The organism is Vreelandella gomseomensis (assembly GCF_031451645.1).
Lineage (GTDB): Bacteria > Pseudomonadota > Gammaproteobacteria > Pseudomonadales > Halomonadaceae > Vreelandella > Vreelandella gomseomensis.
In genome coordinates this window covers 62980-80623 of the sequence record NZ_JARWAI010000007.1, presented here as the reverse complement: position 1 = coordinate 80623, position 17644 = coordinate 62980, and the positions used below count along the sequence as shown (strand labels likewise).

Genomic DNA, 17644 nt, shown 5'->3' with positions numbered 1-17644 from the left:
CGCGCATGTATCGCGCCATTATCGCACCCTGGCCCTGCCACGCAAGCTAGCGCCGGGAGGTGCCTTACTTGTAGCGTAGCTGGACACCTACCTGCCCCTGGACATCGCGCAGGGTGAGCAGCAAATCGTCGCTGGGCGACACCTTCCACTCGTCGGCAAGCTCCAGCCAACCGACCGCTTCGGGATGGCGATACTGCAGGCGTACCGGCAGCCCGGCCTCGTCGCGGAAGGGCGCAAGGCTTGCGCGCAGGCTATCCACCAGTCGGCCATTGAGCTGCTTGGCATCCAGTGCCAGCTCCACCGCCTGACCGAAGCGCGTGCGCGCCGCGACCATGGGGGTGACGTCCTTGCCGCGCAGCTTGAGCCCGCCGGAAAAGTCATCGTTGGAAACTTCGCCTTCGACAATCACCACCTCGTCGGCGGCGATCTGGCCGCGCAGTTGCTCGAAGAGTTCGCCGAACAGCGACGCCTCGATCCGTCCGGTACGGTCATCCAGGGTAATGAACGCCATGGTGTCGCCGCGCTTTGACTTCATGGTGCGCATGGCGATCACCAGTCCGGCCACCCGCTGCGGATCACGCGACGCTTTCAAGTCGCTGATGCGGGTGGAGACAAAGCGTTTCAGCTCGCGTTCGTACTCGTCGATGGGATGGCCGGTCAGATACAGCCCCAGGGTATCCTTTTCGCCGGATAGCCGCTCACGGTCGGTCCACTCACGCACGTGACGGTATTCCGCGTAAACATCCACTGCCGCCTCATCGGCGGTGAATGCTTCGCCGAACATGTCCAGCATTCCCAGGTTCTGATTGGCGTGATTCTGCGCGGCGGCCTTTAGCGCGTCTTCCATGGCCGCGGCCAGCACGGCGCGGTTCGGCCCCAGGTTGTCCAGCGCACCGGAGCGGATCAGCGCTTCCAGCGTACGCTTGTTCATGCGCTTGGGATCGAGACGCTTGCAGAAATCGAAAAGGTCGCTAAAGTCGCCGCCCGCTTGACGAGCCTCGACGATGGCGCCAATCGGGCCTTCCCCCACGCCGCGGATCGCGCCGAGCCCGTACACGACGCGGCCTTCGGTATCCACGGTGAACTTGTAGCCGCCCACGTTGACGTCTGGCGGCGTCACCGTCAATTTGAGATGGCGACACTCCTCAATCAGCGGCACGACTTTATCCAGGTTATCCATTTCGGTGGACATGACGGCGGCCATGAACGGCCCTGGATAGTGCGCCTTGAGCCAGGCGGTCTGGTAGGAAACCAGCGCGTAGGCGGCCGAATGCGACTTGTTGAAACCGTAACCGGCGAATTTTTCCACCAGGTCAAAGATATTGCCCGCCAGATCCTTGTCGATGCCGTTGGCCGCGCAGCCTTCCATGAAGCCGGCGCGCTGCTTGGCCATTTCCTCGGGCTTCTTCTTACCCATGGCGCGGCGCAGCATGTCGGCCTGGCCAAGCGTGTAGCCGGCCATCACCTGGGCGATCTGCATGACCTGTTCCTGGTACAGGATGATGCCGTAGGTAGGGCCCAGCACGGGTTTCAACAGCTCGTGCTGGTAATCCGGGTGTGGATAAGATACTTCGGCGCGGCCGTGCTTACGGTTGATGAAGTCATCGACCATGCCCGACTGCAGCGGGCCAGGGCGGAAAAGCGCTACCAGGGCGATCATGTCGTCGAGGGAGTCGGGCAGCAGACGCTTGATCAGCTCCTTCATGCCGCGGGATTCGAGCTGGAAGACCGCGGTGGTCTCGGCGCGCTTGAGCATCTCGAAGGTTTTGCCATCGTCGAGCGGAATGGCGTCGATATTGAGCGGGCCCTGACTGTTGGCCTCGCGGACCTTGTCGACCATTTCCAGCGCCCAGTCGATAATCGTCAGCGTGCGCAGCCCCAGAAAGTCGAACTTCACCAGGCCCGCTTCTTCGATATCGTTTTTATCGAACTGCACCATCAGGCCGGAGCCGTCTTCGTCGCAGAGCAGCGGCGAGAAATCGGTGAGCTTGGTGGGCGCGATCACCACGCCCCCGGCGTGCTTGCCGGTGCCGCGGGTGGTGCCCTCCAGCTTGAGGGCCATTTCCCAGATTTCTTCGGCCTCTTCGTCGCTGTCGATAAATTCTTTCAGCGCCGCTTCCTGCTCGATCGCCTTGTCCAGCGTCATGCCCACTTCAAAGGGAATCAGCTTGGAGAGCTTGTCGCCAAGCGAGTAAGGTTTGCCCTGGGCACGGGCGACATCACGTACCACGGCCTTGGCGGCCATGGTGCCAAACGTGACGATCTGCGATACCGCGTTGCGGCCATAGCGGTCGGCGACGTAGTCGATGACGCGGTCGCGCTTTTCCATGCAGAAGTCGACGTCAAAGTCGGGCATGGAGACACGTTCGGGGTTGAGGAAGCGCTCGAAGAGCAGGTCGTAGCCGATGGGATCCAGGTCGGTGATCTTCTGCGCGTAGGCAACCAGCGACCCCGCACCGGAGCCGCGCCCGGGGCCCACCGGCACGTTGTTGTCCTTGGCCCACTGGATAAAGTCCATGACGATCAGGAAGTAGCCGGGAAAGCCCATCTGGATGATGATGTTCAACTCAAAATCGAGCCGCTCCCGGTAGCGCTGGTCGATCGCCTGGTACTCCTCCCCGTCGCGGGGGTAACGCTCTGCGGGGAAGAGAAAATCAAGGCGATCCGTCAGGCCGTCGTGGGACACCTTGCGGAAAAATTCATCCTGGGTCATGCCCTCGGGGATGCCGAACTCGGGCAGGAATATGTCGCCCAGGCGCACGTCGACGCTGCATCGCTCGGCGATCATCACGCTGTTTTCAAGCGCCTCGGGGATATCCGCAAACAGCTCGGCCATCTCCTCGGGGCTTTTCAGGTATTGCTCTTCGGTGTAGCGCCGCTCGCGGCGGGGATCGTCGAGGGCCTTACCTTCGCCGATCGCCACCCGGGTCTCGTGCGCCCAGAAATCGTCGCGCTCCAGGAAGCGCACGTCGTTGGTCGCCACCACCGGGGTGCCTGTCTCGATGGCCAGCTTGACGCTTTGGTGCACGCAGCTTTCTTCGAGGGGGCGGCCGGTACGGATCAGCTCAAGATAGAAACGATCCGGGAAGGCGCACTGCCATTCCTCGAGCAGTGTCTTCGCTTCGCGTTCGTGCTCCGAGAGCAGGTGGCGGCCTATCTCGCCGTCGCGTCCACCCGACAGCGCGATCAGACCGGCGCTTTGCCCCAGAACCCACTGCTTGTCGAGAATCGCCCGGCCCTGGCGCTGGCCGTCGGTCCAGCCTCTGGAAATCAGCTCGGTGAGGTTGCGATAACCCTCTTCGTTCATCGCCAGCAGCGTGATGCGGTAGGGATGCGCGTCGTCGTGGGGGTTATGCAACCATAAATCGCTGCCGATAATCGGCTTCAGCCCCGCGCCCTGGGCGGCCTTGTAGAACTTCACCAGCCCGAAGAGGTTAGCTTCATCGGTCAGCGCCAGCGCCGGCATCCCGCGCTCAGCGGTGGTACTGACCAGTGACTTGAGCTTTACCAGGCCATCAACCAGGGAGTATTCACTGTGCAAACGTAGATGAACGAACGGAACTGTCATGGGACTCTCAGCAAAACGCTAGGCAACCTAGGGGGAGAAAAATACGTTACAGCAGCGCCAACTGACGCTGCACCGGCGCAAAGCTTCGGCGGTGTTCGGCCAGGGGGCCGTGAGCCGCCAGGGCGGCCAGGTGCTCTTTGGTCGGGTAGCCCTTATGGCGCGCAAAACCATACTCAGGATAGCGCATATCCAGGCTGGCCATCTGCGCATCGCGGGTGACCTTGGCCAGAATCGAGGCGGCGGCAATCGCTGCATGGCGCGCGTCGCCCTTGACCACCGCCTGTCCGGGCAGCGCATGCCCGGGCAGCCGGTTGCCATCCACCAGCAGGTATTCCGCTGCCGGCGCCAGGCCATCGATGGCGCGGCGCATGGCCAGATGCGTGGCATGGTAGATATTGAGCTGGTCGACTTCGGCAGCACCGGCCTCGGCCACGCTGAACGCCAGCGCCCGCTCGCGGATCAGCGCATCCAGCATCTCGCGCTTCCGGGCGGTCAGCTTCTTGGAATCGGTCAGCCCGTCAATGGGCTTGGCCGGATCCAGCATGACAGCGGCGGCCACCACGCTGCCGACCAGCGGCCCACGGCCGACTTCATCCACCCCGGCGAGGCGTACCCCGGCGTAATCAATGACCAGCGGCGGATAGTCAGTGGCGTTAATACCCATCGATAGCGTCGTCCTGTACGTCCAGCGGCTGCCCAGCCACCAGGGCGTCGATGGCATCCGCCGCACGGCGGCTGGCGTTGCGCTGGAGCGAAGCATGCAGCGTGGCAAAGCGCGTTTCCAACGCCTCCCGACCGGCCTTGTCGGTCAACAGCGTGCTCAGCTGGTCGGCAATCGACTCGGGGGTCGCCGCGTCCTGAATGAGTTCGGGAACCATCGTCTGCTGCGCGATCAGGTTAGGCAATGACACCCAGGACGTCTTGACCAGTCGTTTGGCCAACCAGTGGGTCATCGGCGCCATTTTATAGGCAACCACCATGGCGCGGTGGCACAGCATGGCCTCCAGAGCGGCCGTACCCGAGGCCAGCAGGACGGCATCGCTGGCCACCATTGCCTCGCGGGCCTGACCGTCGAGCAATACCACCCGCTCACTCAGTGCCGGATACGCCTGCAGTAGCTGATCGATTTCGTCGTGGCGCTGGGCGCTGGCGGCCGGAATGACCACCTGAAGCGACGGATGCCGCTGGCACAGCTGCTCCGCCGCCTGTAAAAACGTGGTGCCCAGAAAGCGGATCTCGTTGCCCCGGGAGCCGGGCAGCAGTGCCAATACCGGCGCTTGCGGATCAAGGCCAAGCCCCTGACGGGTACGTTGACGGTCATTGTCAAGCGGCAGCTCATCGGCCAGCGGATGGCCGACAAAGGCCACCGGCACCTGATGGTGGCGATAAAAGGCCGCTTCAAAGGGCAGCAGCGTCAGCATGCCGTCGACGGCCCTGGCGATTTTTTTCACCCGCCCCTGCCGCCAGGCCCAAACCGACGGGCTGACGTAGTGCGCGGTCTTGATGCCCGCCTCGCGCAGCTGCTTCTCCAGGCCGATATTGAAGTCGGGAGCATCGATGCCGATCATGATATCAGGCTGCCAGGCTTTGGCTTCTTCACGGAGCGTGCGGCGCACGCGAATCAGTGCCGGCAGATGCTTGATGACTTCAACAAGGCCCATCACCGAGAGGGTTTCGAGGGGAAAGCGACTGCTGAGACCCTGAGCTTCCATGCGCGGGCCCCCGATGCCGCGAAACTCGACCCCGGGGTGGCGCGCGTTCAGCTCGCGCATCAGGCCCGCCCCCAGAATATCCCCGGAGAGCTCGCCTGCCACTAGGTAGATGCGCTGCAATGCCATGCCGGCTAGCGGGTAATGCCGCGGGTGGAACGCTCGATGGAATCAGCGAAGTGAGACACTTCCGGCAATGGGTACTGGCGACGCATTTCGCTGAGCGCCTGCTCGACGGTCAAGCCCTGACGGTAGACCAGCTTGTAAGAGGCACTCAGCGCATTGACCGCTTCACGGCTGAAACCGCGGCGTTTAAGACCCACCAGATTGAGCCCGCGGGCTTCCGCGGGGTTGCCGTTGATCATGACATAGGCAGGGGTGTCTTTGGTAATGATCGAGCCACCGCCCGCCATGGCATGGTCGCCAAAGTAGCAGAACTGATGCACGGCCGCCAAACCACCCAGAATCGCGAAATTACCCACCGTCACGTGGCCGGCCAGGGTCACCTGATTGGCCAGGATACAGTCATCGCCGATCACACAGTCGTGACCGACGTGCACATACGCCATCAGCAGATTGCGCGAACCGATGGTGGTTTCCCCGCGATCCTGCACGGTACCGCGATGTATCGTGGCGCCCTCGCGAATGACGTTGTCATCGCCCATGACCAGACGCGTCGGCTCACCGGCGTACTTCTTGTCCTGGCAATCCTCACCCACGGAGGCAAACTGAAAAATACGCGTCCGCTCACCCAGGGTCGTCGGGCCCTTGACCACCACATGCGGGCCAATAACCGAGCCGGCTCCGATGGTGACATCCGGGCCGATCACGCTAAACGGGCCGACCTCGACGTCGTCGGCAAGCCGCGCGGCGGGGTCAACAAGGGCAGTAGGATGTATCAAGCCACTTTCCTCTCAGCACAAATAATCTCTGCTTCGCAGGCGAGTTCACCGTCCACCGTGGCCCGGCAGGCAAATTTCCAGATGCCGCGCTTGCCACGGATGACATCGGCCTCGAGCATCAACTGGTCGCCGGGCATGACCGGGCGCTTGAAGCGCACGTTATCACTCCCCACCAGATAATACACGTAACCGTCGGCGGGAAGCTTGTTGACCGTCTTGAACCCCAGGATACCGCAGGCCTGTGCCAGCGCTTCGATCACCAGCACGCCCGGCATGATCGGATGATGGGGAAAGTGGCCGTTGAAAAACGGCTCGTTGATGCTAACGTTTTTATACGCAACGATGGATTCGCCCTTGGTTAGCTGCGTTACCCGATCAATCAGCAAAAACGGGTAGCGATGCGGCAAGTACTCGCGAATTTCGTTAATATCCATAACCATCGTAGCGACCTCTAAAAAGACAAAACACCTGTCATTGCAGGCAAATATCGGCGCACGGGCCGATCAAAAGGCAGTGGATTATAACGCGCTGCGGGTGAGCCTCAACCGACCCACTGCCATATTTACACCGTTACGGCTGGCCGCGTTGATGTTTTTCCAGGCGTGACAAGCGCTTGGCAATGTCATCAAGCTGTTTGAAACGCACGGCGTTCTTTCGCCACTGGGCATTGCTCATGGCACCGGTGCCGGAAGAGTAGACGCCGGGCTCGTGGATAGAGTTGGTCACCAGGCTCATGCCGGTCACCTGAACCCCGTCGCAGATCGTCAGGTGGCCGGAAAGCCCCACCCCGCCGCCGAGCATACAGTGTCGTCCCACATGGGTGGAGCCGGCGATACCCACGCAGCCGGCCAGGGCGCTGTGATCCCCCACCGTCACGTTGTGGGCGATCTGCACCTGGCTGTCGATCTTCACGTCGTTGCCGATCACGGTATCGCCCAACGCTCCCCGGTCGATACTCGAACAGCTGCCGACTTCCACGTCGTCACCCAGCACAACGCCGCCCAGTTGGGCGATCTTGTGCCACTGCCCGCCGTCATGGGCAAAGCCGAAGCCATCGCCGCCAATCACGCAGCCACTTTGCAGAATCACACGCTGGCCCATCACCACACCATGACAGACGGTCACGTTGGCATGCAGGCGGGTATCATCGCCCAGCACGCTATCGGCACCTACCACGCTCCCGGCGCCGATGACCACGCCGTCACCGAGCACCACGCCGTCTTCAATCACCGCGTTGGCGTGAACGCTGACGCCAACGCCCAGCGTGGCGCTTTCGGCCACCACGGCGCCGGGATGGATCCCGGGCACATCACGCATAGGTAGCGGATCGAAAAGCTGGGACAGCTGGGCGTAACCCAAATAGGGATTGTTGATCTCGAGGCGGGGAACCGGGCAGTTCTTGGCGTGCTCGGGATGCAGCAACACTGCTGCCGCCTGAGTCTCGGCCAAATCTTTCAGGTAGGCCCGGTTGGCCAGAAACGCCACCTGGTCGTTCTGGGCCTCCTTGAGCGTCGCCAGTCCTCTGATGGGGCGATCTCCGTCACCCTCGAGGGCGACGTTCAAATGGCGGGCAATATCCGCAAGCGTTAGGTCGTGAGAAGTGTGGGTCATGGGCGGCCAAGGCACCTTTGGTGCGGCGGGGCCGCACCGATCATTATGGGTAGTTAGTTGAGCGAATTAAAAATCTGCGTCACTTCATCGGTCACGTTGGGCAAATCCCTGGAGGAATGCAGGACACCCTGTGGATCCACCAGCACTTCGATGCCGTGGCGGTCGATGACCTGTTCGACGGCTTGCTCCAACTTGGACTCAGCGCCTTCTAGAAACTGCTGCTCGGAGCGCTGCTGGGCCTGGCCGATTTGCTGGCGTAACTGCTCAAAACGGCGCCCCTTCTGCTGCAGTTCGGCAATCAACGACTCGCGCTCGGCTTCAGGCATCATTTCACCTTCATTCTGCAGGCGTTCTTGCAGTCCCTGCAGCTCGTTACCGAGGCTTTCCGCCTCGCGTTGCTGATCGCCAATTTCACCTTCCAGGCGACTGATGGAGGATTGCGCAGATTCGCTGTTCATCAACGCCGCACGCCAGTCGAGGACGGCAACTTCTTCCGCCTGCGCCTGTGCCGACAACACCATGGCACCCAGTAGACACACGACCCCAGTGAGCTTACGCATGGTAACAACTCCTTTTTTGTAAAGCGGGCGCGCCTTGCGACGCGCGTCAAGACGTCAGAATGACTGGCCTAACGAGAACTGGAAGAACTGAGTATCATCACCACTTTCCTCGTTCAGCGGCTCGGCCACCGCAAAGGTCAGCGGCCCCACCGGCGTCAGCCAGGATAACCCCAATCCGGCGCTGTAGCGTAGATCGCCAAGATCAACGCCGGAATTGCACTGCTGGCGGCCAGCGTCTTCGTCGAGGACGTCGTAACAGGACGACAGGAACGTATTACCCGCATCTAAGAACAGAGAAGCCTGCAAAGAGTTCTGATTTTCGACAAAGGGCACCGGGAATATTACTTCGGCACTACCTTCAACGAGCACGTTGCCACCCAGGGTACGATCACGCCCACCTTCCGTTGCCGGCGTCGTACGCTGACCCAGGGTATTGGAGGTAAAGCCGCGCACCGACCCCAAACCACCGGCATAGAAGTTCTCATAGAACGGATAGGGGTCGTCGCCCCCCAGTGTGTCGGCATAGCCGATGTCGCCCGTAAACTTCAATGACCACGCATCGTTGAGGGCAAACAGCTGTTGCGCACGAGCACTGAGTTTATAGTATTCCGCATCGCTGCCCGGCGTACTGGTTTCCAAGGAGAGGCGCTGGTAATTACCCGCGGTCGGCATGATACCGCGATTGAGATTGTTGCGCGTCCAGTTGGCATTGAGTTTCAGCGCCTGTGCATCTTCCCCTTCGTCCTGAACGTAACGGCGAATCTCGGAGGCGGTATCACGGTAAGTCTTGACGGTAATATCTTCGGCGCTGGCGCCAAAATTCAGCCTTGATAGCTCGCTGATTGGATAGCCGAAGTTGATCCCGGCACCAAACGCATCCGTGGAGTAGCTGGAGATATCGGAATCTTCATAGTCCGTTTCGCGGTAGAAAACATTGTAGCCCCGCGAAATGCCGTCCAGCGTCCAGTAGGGATCCGTGAAGCCGAAGTTGATGCTGGTAAAGGTATCGCTTCGCTGGGCACCGATATTGACGCGATTGCCGGTGCCGAGGAAGTTGTTCTGGGAAAGCGACGCGCCGTAGATCACCCCGGCACTCTGCGAGAAGCCGATGCTCGCTGAAATGGAACCCGACGGTTGCTCCTCGACGTTATAGGTAACGTCTAGCTTGTCGGGCTCGCCGGGCACCTGCTCGGTATCGACTTCCACCTGACTGAAAAAGCCTAGTCGCTCGAGACGCTGGCGCGACTGGGTAATCGAATCCGTCGAGGCGGGTGCGCCCTCCATCTGGGTCATTTCCCGACGCAGGACTTCATCGTCAGTGGTCGTGTTGCCGACGAACTCGATGCGTCGCACATAGGCGCGCCGGCCAGGATCCACGGCAATCACCAGATCCACGGTTTCGCCGTCGTCCGCGACGTCGGGCGAGCCCTGGACATCAGCAAAGGCAAAGCCTTCGGCACCCAACCGCTGGCGCAGCGCTTCCGTGGAGGCATTGAGCGCCTGACGCGAGAAGATTTCGCCGCGCTCGACGGTCAACAGATCCCGGGCCTCCTGCTCGCCGATTTCCAGGTCACCGGTGAAACGCACGTCGCCAACGCGGTACTGGCTGCCTTCATTGACATTAAGGGTAATGAAGATTTCCGACTTGTCGGCGCCAATGGATACTTGGGTCGAGGTCACTTCAAAATTGACGTAGCCGCGATCCAGGTAGTAAGAGCGCAAACGTTCGATGTCACCGGCCAATGCCTCGCGGGAATATTCGTCACTGGAGAACCAGCCAAACAGGAAGCCCGGACGGTCTTCCAGCTCGAAGATATCCAGCAGCGTTTCATCGTCAAAGGCGTCATTGCCGACAATATTGATCTGGCGGATCTTGGCCACGTCGCCTTCGTTGATATCGATATCAACGCTGACCCGCCCCTCGTCGACTTCCTCGACGCTGGTTTCGATTCCGGCGCTGTAACGGCCCTGGGACTGATACACGCCTTCCAGCTCACGCTCCATCTCTTCGAGCGTGGAGAGCTGCAGCACCTGGCCCTCGGCTATACCGGCATCACGCAGGCCCTGGCGCAGATCGTCTTCCGAGATCTGATCATTGCCGCTGATATTCAACTGGGCGATAGTCGGACGCTCGACGACCTGAACGATCAGCACATCGCCTTCCCGGGCCAGCGATACATCTTCAAACAATCCGGTTTCGAAGAGTTCCCGTGCCGCTGCCGCCAGCTCGCTTTCGCTCACCCGGTCATCGGCACTGACAGGAAACGCATTAAAGACCGAGGCGGCGGATACCCGCTGCAGTCCTTCCACACGAATGTCCGAAACATCAAAGGATTGTGCCTGGGCACCGCTGGCACCCGCCAGCAGGAGTACCGCCATTCCAAAGGTCTTGATTTTCATGCAGTCATTTCGCTCGCGTTGGTCTGCCCATGGATTCAAACAGGCACCATATACATTTGTGCAGGCAGATGACAAGGCATCCTTGGCACTACACGCGTCGTTACCAGAGGCGCATCAGATCAAAATACAGGGCCATCAGCATCAGGGTGCCAACCATGGCCAGCCCGATACGCAAGCCGATGGCCTGGGTTTGCTCGGAGACCGGTCGACCGCGCACGACCTCCAGAAAATAATAAAGCAGATGCCCCCCATCCAGCACGGGAATGGGCAGCAGGTTCAGCACCCCAAGGCTGATAGAAAGATACGCTAGAAAGCTAACAAATGCTTCCAGGCCTGCCCGGGCGGAATCTCCCGAAATCTGCGCGATGGTGATCGGGCCCGACAGATTGGACGGTGATATCAACCCTATCAGCATCTTGCGAATGGCATCCACGGTCAACAGGGTCATGTCCGCCGTGCGCTCGAGTGACTGGCCGACGGCCTCGATGGGACCGTAGCGAATCTCGCGCTGGTACTCTTCAGGCCAGGCCACCGGCTCGGCCCCGGCGCCAATGTAGCCAATCTCGACGCCGGTCTCCAGGCGGTTGCGCCCTGGGGTCAAGGTGGTGGTCCGGCGTTCGCCATCGCGTTCGAATTCGATTTCCAGGGACTCACCGGGGCTGCCGCGAATCACGTTGACGAACGCCATCCAGTCCGCGATGGGCGAGCCGTCCACCGCGACCATGCGATCGCCGACCTCAAGCCCCGCTGCGGCGGCCGCTTCGCCGTCGATCACCTGGCCAAGCGTGGCCGGCACCTCAGGTTGCCAGGGGGTGAGGCCAAGCGTTTCCAGCGGCTGGGGCGGATCCTGCCGGGTCAGGTAGTCGCGCAGCGGCAGCTGATAAACCACCACGTCGTTCTCACCTTCAGGGCGCGCCTCGATGGCCAGGTCGCCGCTGAAGCCGATCATCGAGACCAGCTTGAAATTGATCGCTTCCCAGTTACTGACCGCCTCTCCCTGAATCGCGGTAATTTCATCGCCCTGGGCAAGGCCGGCTTCCGCCGCCGGCGAGTTCGGCGTGGTGTCGCCGACCATCGGCGCCACCGCCGTGGTGCCAACCACAAACAGCGCCCAATACGCCACAATGGCCAGCAGGAAATTGGCAATGGGGCCGGCGGCCACGACCGCAATACGTTGCCAGACCGTCTTGCGGTTGAAGGCCTGGTCGAGCTGATCATCGGGCACAGGCGCTTCGCGCTCGTCGAGCATCTTTACGTAGCCGCCAAGGGGGATGGCGGCGATGGCAAACTCGGTGCCGTGACGATCCACTCGCGACCACAGCGGCTTGCCAAAGCCCACCGAAAAGCGCAGCACCTTGACCCCACAGCGGCGTGCCACCCAGAAGTGCCCGAACTCGTGGAAGGTGACCAGCAGGCCCAACACCACGATCACCGCCAAAATGTTTTGTATCAGGCCCACAGGATACTCCTTGGTGTACGACTCAGCCGCGCTGAGATGATTAAGCGGACCAACGTTTCAACCAGCCAGCGGCATGTTCGCGGGCGCGCTGATCGGCCGACAGGACACTTTCCAGGCAGTCGGCGTGACCGCCGATGGGCGCCGACAGGGCTTCTTCAACCAGGTTGCCAATCTCGAGAAACCTCAGCCGGTGGTCAAGAAACGCCTCGACCGCCACTTCATTGGCCGCGTTGAGCACTACTGGCGCCACGCCGCCGAGACGCATGGCTTCACGGGCCAGCGGCAGACAGGGAAAGCGCGCTTCGTCGGCCGTCTCGAAATCAAGACGCGCCACCTGGAAAAGATCCAGCGCCTCGACGCCCGCATCAATGCGCTCTGGCCAGGCCAGGCCATACGCGATAGGCGTGCGCATATCGGGGTTGCCTAGCTGGGCAAGCACCGAACCGTCGTGATAGGCCGCCATCGAGTGAATGACACTCTGGGGATGCACCACGACCTGGATCTGGTCGGGCGTAGCGTCAAACAGCCAGCATGCTTCTATCAGCTCAAGCCCTTTATTCATCAAGGTGGCACTATCCACGGATATCTTGCGGCCCATCGACCAGTTGGGATGCGCGCACGCCTGTTCGGGCGTGACCTGTGCAATCGCCGCGTCACTCCAGGTGCGAAAGGGGCCGCCAGAGGCCGTCAGCAGTAGCTGCGAGACACCATGACGCGCAAGCCCGCCACGATGCTCGGAGGGTAGACACTGATAGATGGCGTTATGTTCGGAATCGATCGGTAAAAGCGTCGCCCCGGAGCGCGCCACGGCCTGCATGAACAGTGCCCCGCTCATCACCAAAGCTTCCTTGTTCGCCAGCAGCACGCGCTTGCCCGCCTCTGCCGCCGCCAACGAGGGCAATAGCCCAGCCGCCCCGACAATCGCTGCCATGACCACATCGACGCTTGAATCGCGGGCCACATCGCATAGCGCTTCGGGGCCTGCCACGACCTCGGTGACCTGCTGCCGCTGCCCCAGCTCGGCGCGCAGCCACTCGGCGTCCCGCTCGCTGGCGAGCACCGCAACGGCCGGACGAAAGGCCAGGCATTGAGCAAGCAGTGTTTCCTTGGACGTATGGGCGGTCAGCGCATGCACTTGATAGCGCTCGGGATGGCGGGCGATGACGTCAAGCGTACTGGTGCCGATGGAACCGGTAGAGCCCAACACCGTGACGCGTTGCCTGGCAGTCGAGGTCATAGACTCAGCACCTGTAGGTAAAGCAGTGCGAACAGCGGAATCGCCGCGGTCAAGCTGTCGATACGATCCAGCACACCACCATGGCCAGGCAGCAGCTGGCTCGAATCTTTCACGTCCCGGTAACGCTTGAGCATGCTCTCCAATAGATCACCCAGCACCGAGATCAACGTGACCAGCAGGGTAATCACGACCAGTGCGACGCTTTCACCAAGCCCAAGCGACAGGCCGATAGCAAAACCGATCGCCAGCAGGGTGGTGGCCGCCATGCCACCAAACACGCCTTCCCACGACTTGCCGGGGCTGACGCTGGGCGCCAGCTTGCGCTTCCCCCAGCGACGGCCCGCAAAGTATGCGCCGATATCCGCCGACCAGACGAGCAACAGCACAAAAAGCAGCCAGATCGCGCCGCTCTCGCGCAGGATATTAAAGCCCACCCAGCAGGGCAGCAGCACCCACAGCCCCATCAACAGACGGCCCGGAGTTGAGTGCCACTGTATGGCGAGACGGGGGTAGCGTGCGACCCACACAAGATTGGCCAGCCAGCCGGCGGCAGCCAGCCACAGCGGCCACTCGGCATGCGCCGAGCCGGTCAGCCACATGAGCAGCATCAGGACGGCACACCCCGCGACCAGCAGCGTTCGCTTGAGCGGCTGTTCCACCCCCGCCAGATTCGTCCACTCCCACGCGCCCAGCAGCACGATACAGGCCGTGAAGAGCGCATAGCCGCCACCCTGCAAACCAAACAAGCCGGCCAGCACCAGCGGCGCCAGCCAGGCAGCTGTCATCACTCGCTGTTTAAGCACCTTGGGCCTCTAACTGTTCGTCGGTCATGCCAAATCGCCGCTGACGCCGGCAGAAATCCGCCAGCGCCTCGTCGAAGGCGTCCGCCTGAAAATCGGGCCAGAGTAACGGTGAAAAATGCAGCTCCGCATAGGCTAGCTGCCAGAGCATGAAATTGGACAGCCGCTGTTCACCGCTGGTGCGAATGCACAGGTCGATGGGCGGTACGCAGGTGTTACTGGCCATGGCCTGATCCATTGTCTGCTCGTCGATCGCCGCCGGCGAAATGTCGCCGGCCACCGCCTGTTCCGCCAGCCGACGGGCGGCCTGGGCAAGATCCCACTGGCCGCCGTAATTGGCTGCGATCACCAGATGCATGCCGGTGTTGCTGGCGGTCAGCGTCTCGGCGCGCTGAATATGCTTCTGGATCGCATGGGAAAAGCCACGCTGCTCGCCGATGATCGACAGCCGGATATTGCGCTCATGGAGCTTTTTGACCTCGCGCTTGAGGGCCATCAGGAATAGCTCCATCAGCGCATTGACCTCTGCCGCCGGGCGTTTCCAGTTCTCGCTGGAAAAGGCGAACAGGCTGAGCGTGTCAACCCCGCGCTCGGCGGCGCGCTGAATGACGGCTCTGACGGCTTCCACGCCCGCTCGGTGCCCGCGCACCCCTGACAGGCCGCGGGCACGCGCCCAGCGATTGTTACCGTCCATAATAATCGCTACGTGGGACGGCACCGTTTCCTGCGCGGACTCGCGCGCCTGGGCATCGTCCGGTCGTTGTCCGGGAAGCTGCGGTGACGTCATGAATGCTTGCACCAAGGATCAGTTATAGAAAAAGCCAATCATGGATGGCAGAGCGGGCAGCGCTGCTGCCCGCGGCGTGAACATCCGCTTATTACACCTGCATCAGGTCGTGCTCTTTCGCGGCAAGGGCCTTATCGATCTCGGCGATATACTTATCGGTCAGCTTCTGAATGGCGTCTTCACCTTCACGCTGATCGTCTTCGGTAATGTCCTTGTCTTTCAACAACGTCTTGAAGTCACCGTTGGCATCGCGGCGAACGTTACGTACCGCCACTCGGGCATGCTCGGCTTCGCTGCGCGCCTGCTTGATATAGCCCTTGCGCGTCTCTTCGGTGAGCATCGGCATCGGCACGCGAATCACGTTGCCCGCACTGGCCGGGTTGAGGCCCAGATCAGCGGTCATGATGGCCTTCTCGATCTTCTGCACCATGCTCTGCTCCCAGGGGGAGATCGACAGCGTACGCGCGTCCTCGACGTTCACCGAGGCCACTTGATTGAGCGGCACCTGCCCACCGTAATATTCCACGGTAACCGCATCCAGGATGCTTGGATGGGCGCGCCCGGTGCGGATCTTGTTGAAGTTGCTGTGCAGCGCCTCCACGCTTTTCTTCATGCGCGACTCGGCGTCTTTCTTGATATCGTTAATCACGTCGTTACCCTCTGTCTATCAGCGTACCTTCCCTGCCCCCGACTACTAAATTCAGCAGGGCACCAGGCTTGTTCATGTCAAACACCCGCACCGGCATGTCATGGTCACGTACCAGGCAGATAGCGGTCAAATCCATGACGCCAAGCTTTTGATCGAGCGCATCATCATAGCTGAGCTGCTCATACTTGACGGCGTCGGGATGCTTCACCGGGTCTTTATCGTAGACACCGTCAACCTTGGTTGCCTTGATCACCACGTCGACATCGACCTCGATGCCCCGCAAGCAGGCGGCCGAGTCGGTGGTAAAGAACGGGTTGCCGGTTCCGGCGGAAAACAGCACCACGTCGCCGGACGTCAAATAGCGGATGGCCGTACGCCGGTCATAGTGCTCGACGACCCCGCTCATGGGAATCGCCGACATCACCCGCGAACGGATATTGGAGCGTTCCAGCGCGTCGCGCATCGCCAGGGCATTCATGACGGTGGCCAACATGCCCATGTGATCACCGGTAACGCGATCCATGCCGGCTTCATTCAGCGCCGCCCCACGGAAGAGGTTGCCGCCACCGATGACAATGCCCACTTGAACGCCAATACCCACTAGCTGGCCAATTTCCAGCGCCATCCGATCCAGCACCTTCGGATCAATGCCAAAATCATGCTCTCCCATGAGCGCTTCGCCGGACAGCTTGAGCAAGATACGTTTGTATTTTGACTTCGAGCCATCGGCTTTTGACTTGCTGGACACGGAAGTTAGCGGTTCTTGAATATCGCGCGACATGGCAATTCTCCTGGGGGCAGACCTGGGCACCGACAAGCGGCATCACCCCTCCCATTATGCAGGGGCTGGATACGCGAAGGCGTGCGCTCGCGCGCACGCCAACCTACAACTGGACACTCTGACCTTAGCGACGGCCAGCCTGTTCCATGACTTCCTTGGCGAAATCGACTTCTTCTTTCTCGATACCTTCGCCCACCCCAAAGCGGGTAAAGCCAACCACTTCGCCACCAGCCGCCTTGACGTATTCGGCAACGGTCTGGTTGGGATCCTTGACGAACGCTTGCTCGGTCAGGCTGTTCTCGGCCAGGTACTTCTTGAGACGACCCTGCACCATTTTTTCAGCGATCTGTTCCGGCTTGCCGGCCATGTCGGGCTGCGCCAGGATGATCGCCTTTTCAGCGTCCAGCTCTTCCTGCGGCATGTTTTCCGGATGGGCAACGGACGGGTTGATCGCCGCCACGTGCATGGCAACGTCTTTCGCCACTTGGGCATCGCTACCGGTCAGCACGGTCAGCACGCCGATACGGCCGCCGTGGACGTACTCACCAACCACACCACCGCCGGCCGCTTCAACGACCACGGCACGGCGTACGCCGATGTTTTCGCCGATTTTCTGAACCAGCTGCTCACGGGCGGATTCCAGCTCGCCGTCCATTACCGCCGCCACGTCGTCGCTCTTGGCGGCGAAGAATGCATCGGCAATCTTGTCGGCAAAGGCGATGAAATTATCATCGCGGGCAACGAAGTCGGTCTCGGAGTTGATTTCCACCATGACACCGTAGCTGCCGTCATCGGCAACGCGGGTCACGACGGCGCCTTCCGCGGCGGTGCGGCCGGCCTTCTTCGCGGCTTTCAAGCCGGAGCTTTTACGCAGGTTCTCGATGGCAACGTCGATGTCGCCACCCGCTTCGGTGAGTGCCTTTTTACACTCCATCATGCCCAAGCCGGTGCGTTCGCGAAGATCTTTAACCTGAGAGGCGCTGATAGCGGCCATGAGATTTCACCTCTGAAATGGTTCTAGCTGAGAGTTAGTTATACGCCTTGCCGAGTGTCGCAACGGTTCATGACCGAATGATCTCACTCTGCACGACGCCGCCGGCATTGATGCCGGCCCAAGACTGCCCACTCCAAGCCTTAACCCAAAGCGGGAAAAAGGGGGCCCAGGCCCCCTCTTGAATGAT

The 17644-nt window shown here is 61.1% G+C and carries 15 protein-coding genes; all 15 read right to left on the bottom strand.

Going from position 1 to position 17644, the window contains the following annotated elements:
- Positions 1-64: 64 nt before the first annotated feature.
- The gene (gene dnaE, locus QC815_RS10660) at positions 65-3568 is read right to left on the bottom strand and encodes a DNA polymerase III subunit alpha (RefSeq protein ID WP_230447198.1); all 3504 of its coding nucleotides are present in this window, start codon (positions 3566-3568) and stop codon (positions 65-67) included.
- Positions 3569-3614: 46 nt separating this feature from the next.
- A complete protein-coding gene (gene rnhB / locus QC815_RS10655) occupies positions 3615-4232 on the bottom strand; it encodes a ribonuclease HII (RefSeq protein ID WP_230447199.1) in 618 nt (205 codons plus the stop codon).
- Entirely contained in the window at positions 4222-5406 is a 1185-nt protein-coding gene (gene lpxB / locus QC815_RS10650) for a lipid-A-disaccharide synthase (RefSeq protein WP_230447200.1), read from the bottom strand. Before lpxB ends, rnhB begins: the two co-directional genes overlap by 11 nt.
- A gap of 5 nt (positions 5407-5411) precedes the next feature.
- The gene (gene lpxA / locus QC815_RS10645) at positions 5412-6179 is read right to left on the bottom strand and encodes an acyl-ACP--UDP-N-acetylglucosamine O-acyltransferase (RefSeq protein WP_309768410.1); all 768 of its coding nucleotides are present in this window, start codon (positions 6177-6179) and stop codon (positions 5412-5414) included.
- Positions 6176-6619: a 3-hydroxyacyl-ACP dehydratase FabZ gene (gene fabZ / locus QC815_RS10640; RefSeq protein WP_230447202.1), complete on the bottom strand. Its 444-nt coding sequence runs from the start codon at positions 6617-6619 to the stop codon at positions 6176-6178. Before fabZ ends, lpxA begins: the two co-directional genes overlap by 4 nt.
- Positions 6620-6749: 130 nt before the next feature.
- Positions 6750-7790 (bottom strand): UDP-3-O-(3-hydroxymyristoyl)glucosamine N-acyltransferase, encoded by a 1041-nt coding sequence (gene lpxD, locus QC815_RS10635; protein ID WP_309768407.1) that lies wholly within the window; start codon positions 7788-7790, stop codon positions 6750-6752.
- 53 nt (positions 7791-7843) lie between these two features.
- A complete protein-coding gene (locus QC815_RS10630; protein ID WP_230447204.1) occupies positions 7844-8350 on the bottom strand; it encodes an OmpH/Skp family outer membrane protein in 507 nt (168 codons plus the stop codon).
- Between the two features lie 54 nt (positions 8351-8404).
- Complete coding sequence (gene bamA, locus QC815_RS10625) at positions 8405-10750, bottom strand: outer membrane protein assembly factor BamA (RefSeq protein ID WP_422828714.1); 2346 nt, start codon at positions 10748-10750, stop codon at positions 8405-8407.
- 100 nt (positions 10751-10850) lie between these two features.
- Positions 10851-12209 (bottom strand): sigma E protease regulator RseP, encoded by a 1359-nt coding sequence (gene rseP, locus QC815_RS10620; protein ID WP_309768405.1) that lies wholly within the window; start codon positions 12207-12209, stop codon positions 10851-10853.
- A 40-nt stretch (positions 12210-12249) separates the two neighbouring features.
- Positions 12250-13446 carry a 1-deoxy-D-xylulose-5-phosphate reductoisomerase gene (gene ispC / locus QC815_RS10615; protein ID WP_230447206.1) on the bottom strand — a complete coding sequence of 399 codons (1197 nt, stop codon included), beginning with the start codon at positions 13444-13446 and terminating at the stop codon, positions 12250-12252.
- The gene (locus QC815_RS10610) at positions 13443-14249 is read right to left on the bottom strand and encodes a phosphatidate cytidylyltransferase (RefSeq protein WP_230447207.1); all 807 of its coding nucleotides are present in this window, start codon (positions 14247-14249) and stop codon (positions 13443-13445) included. Before QC815_RS10610 ends, ispC begins: the two co-directional genes overlap by 4 nt.
- On the bottom strand, positions 14242-15033 hold the full coding sequence (gene uppS / locus QC815_RS10605) for a polyprenyl diphosphate synthase (RefSeq protein ID WP_309768401.1): 792 nt from the start codon (positions 15031-15033) through the stop codon (positions 14242-14244). The genes QC815_RS10610 and uppS overlap by 8 nt, the downstream gene beginning before the upstream one ends.
- Positions 15034-15124: 91 nt before the next feature.
- On the bottom strand, positions 15125-15682 hold the full coding sequence (gene frr / locus QC815_RS10600) for a ribosome recycling factor (protein ID WP_230447209.1): 558 nt from the start codon (positions 15680-15682) through the stop codon (positions 15125-15127).
- Between the two features lie 4 nt (positions 15683-15686).
- Positions 15687-16463: a UMP kinase gene (gene pyrH / locus QC815_RS10595; RefSeq protein WP_230447210.1), complete on the bottom strand. Its 777-nt coding sequence runs from the start codon at positions 16461-16463 to the stop codon at positions 15687-15689.
- Between the two features lie 124 nt (positions 16464-16587).
- Positions 16588-17457, bottom strand: a complete 870-nt coding sequence (gene tsf / locus QC815_RS10590; protein ID WP_309768398.1) for a translation elongation factor Ts — start codon at positions 17455-17457, stop codon at positions 16588-16590.
- Positions 17458-17644 lie beyond the last annotated feature (187 nt).

Coding starts and splice junctions, on each gene's coding strand:
- dnaE (WP_230447198.1), bottom strand. CDS start 3,568: ATGACAGTTCCGTTCGTTCATCTACGTTTGCACAGTGAATACTCCCTG.
- bamA (WP_422828714.1), bottom strand. CDS start 10,750: ATGAAAATCAAGACCTTTGGAATGGCGGTACTCCTGCTGGCGGGTGCC.
- uppS (WP_309768401.1), bottom strand. CDS start 15,033: ATGACGTCACCGCAGCTTCCCGGACAACGACCGGACGATGCCCAGGCG.
- lpxD (WP_309768407.1), bottom strand. CDS start 7,790: ATGACCCACACTTCTCACGACCTAACGCTTGCGGATATTGCCCGCCAT.
- fabZ (WP_230447202.1), bottom strand. CDS start 6,619: ATGGTTATGGATATTAACGAAATTCGCGAGTACTTGCCGCATCGCTAC.
- tsf (WP_309768398.1), bottom strand. CDS start 17,457: ATGGCCGCTATCAGCGCCTCTCAGGTTAAAGATCTTCGCGAACGCACC.
- QC815_RS10630 (WP_230447204.1), bottom strand. CDS start 8,350: ATGCGTAAGCTCACTGGGGTCGTGTGTCTACTGGGTGCCATGGTGTTG.
- rnhB (WP_230447199.1), bottom strand. CDS start 4,232: ATGGGTATTAACGCCACTGACTATCCGCCGCTGGTCATTGATTACGCC.
- ispC (WP_230447206.1), bottom strand. CDS start 13,446: ATGACCTCGACTGCCAGGCAACGCGTCACGGTGTTGGGCTCTACCGGT.
- lpxB (WP_230447200.1), bottom strand. CDS start 5,406: ATGGCATTGCAGCGCATCTACCTAGTGGCAGGCGAGCTCTCCGGGGAT.
- pyrH (WP_230447210.1), bottom strand. CDS start 16,463: ATGTCGCGCGATATTCAAGAACCGCTAACTTCCGTGTCCAGCAAGTCA.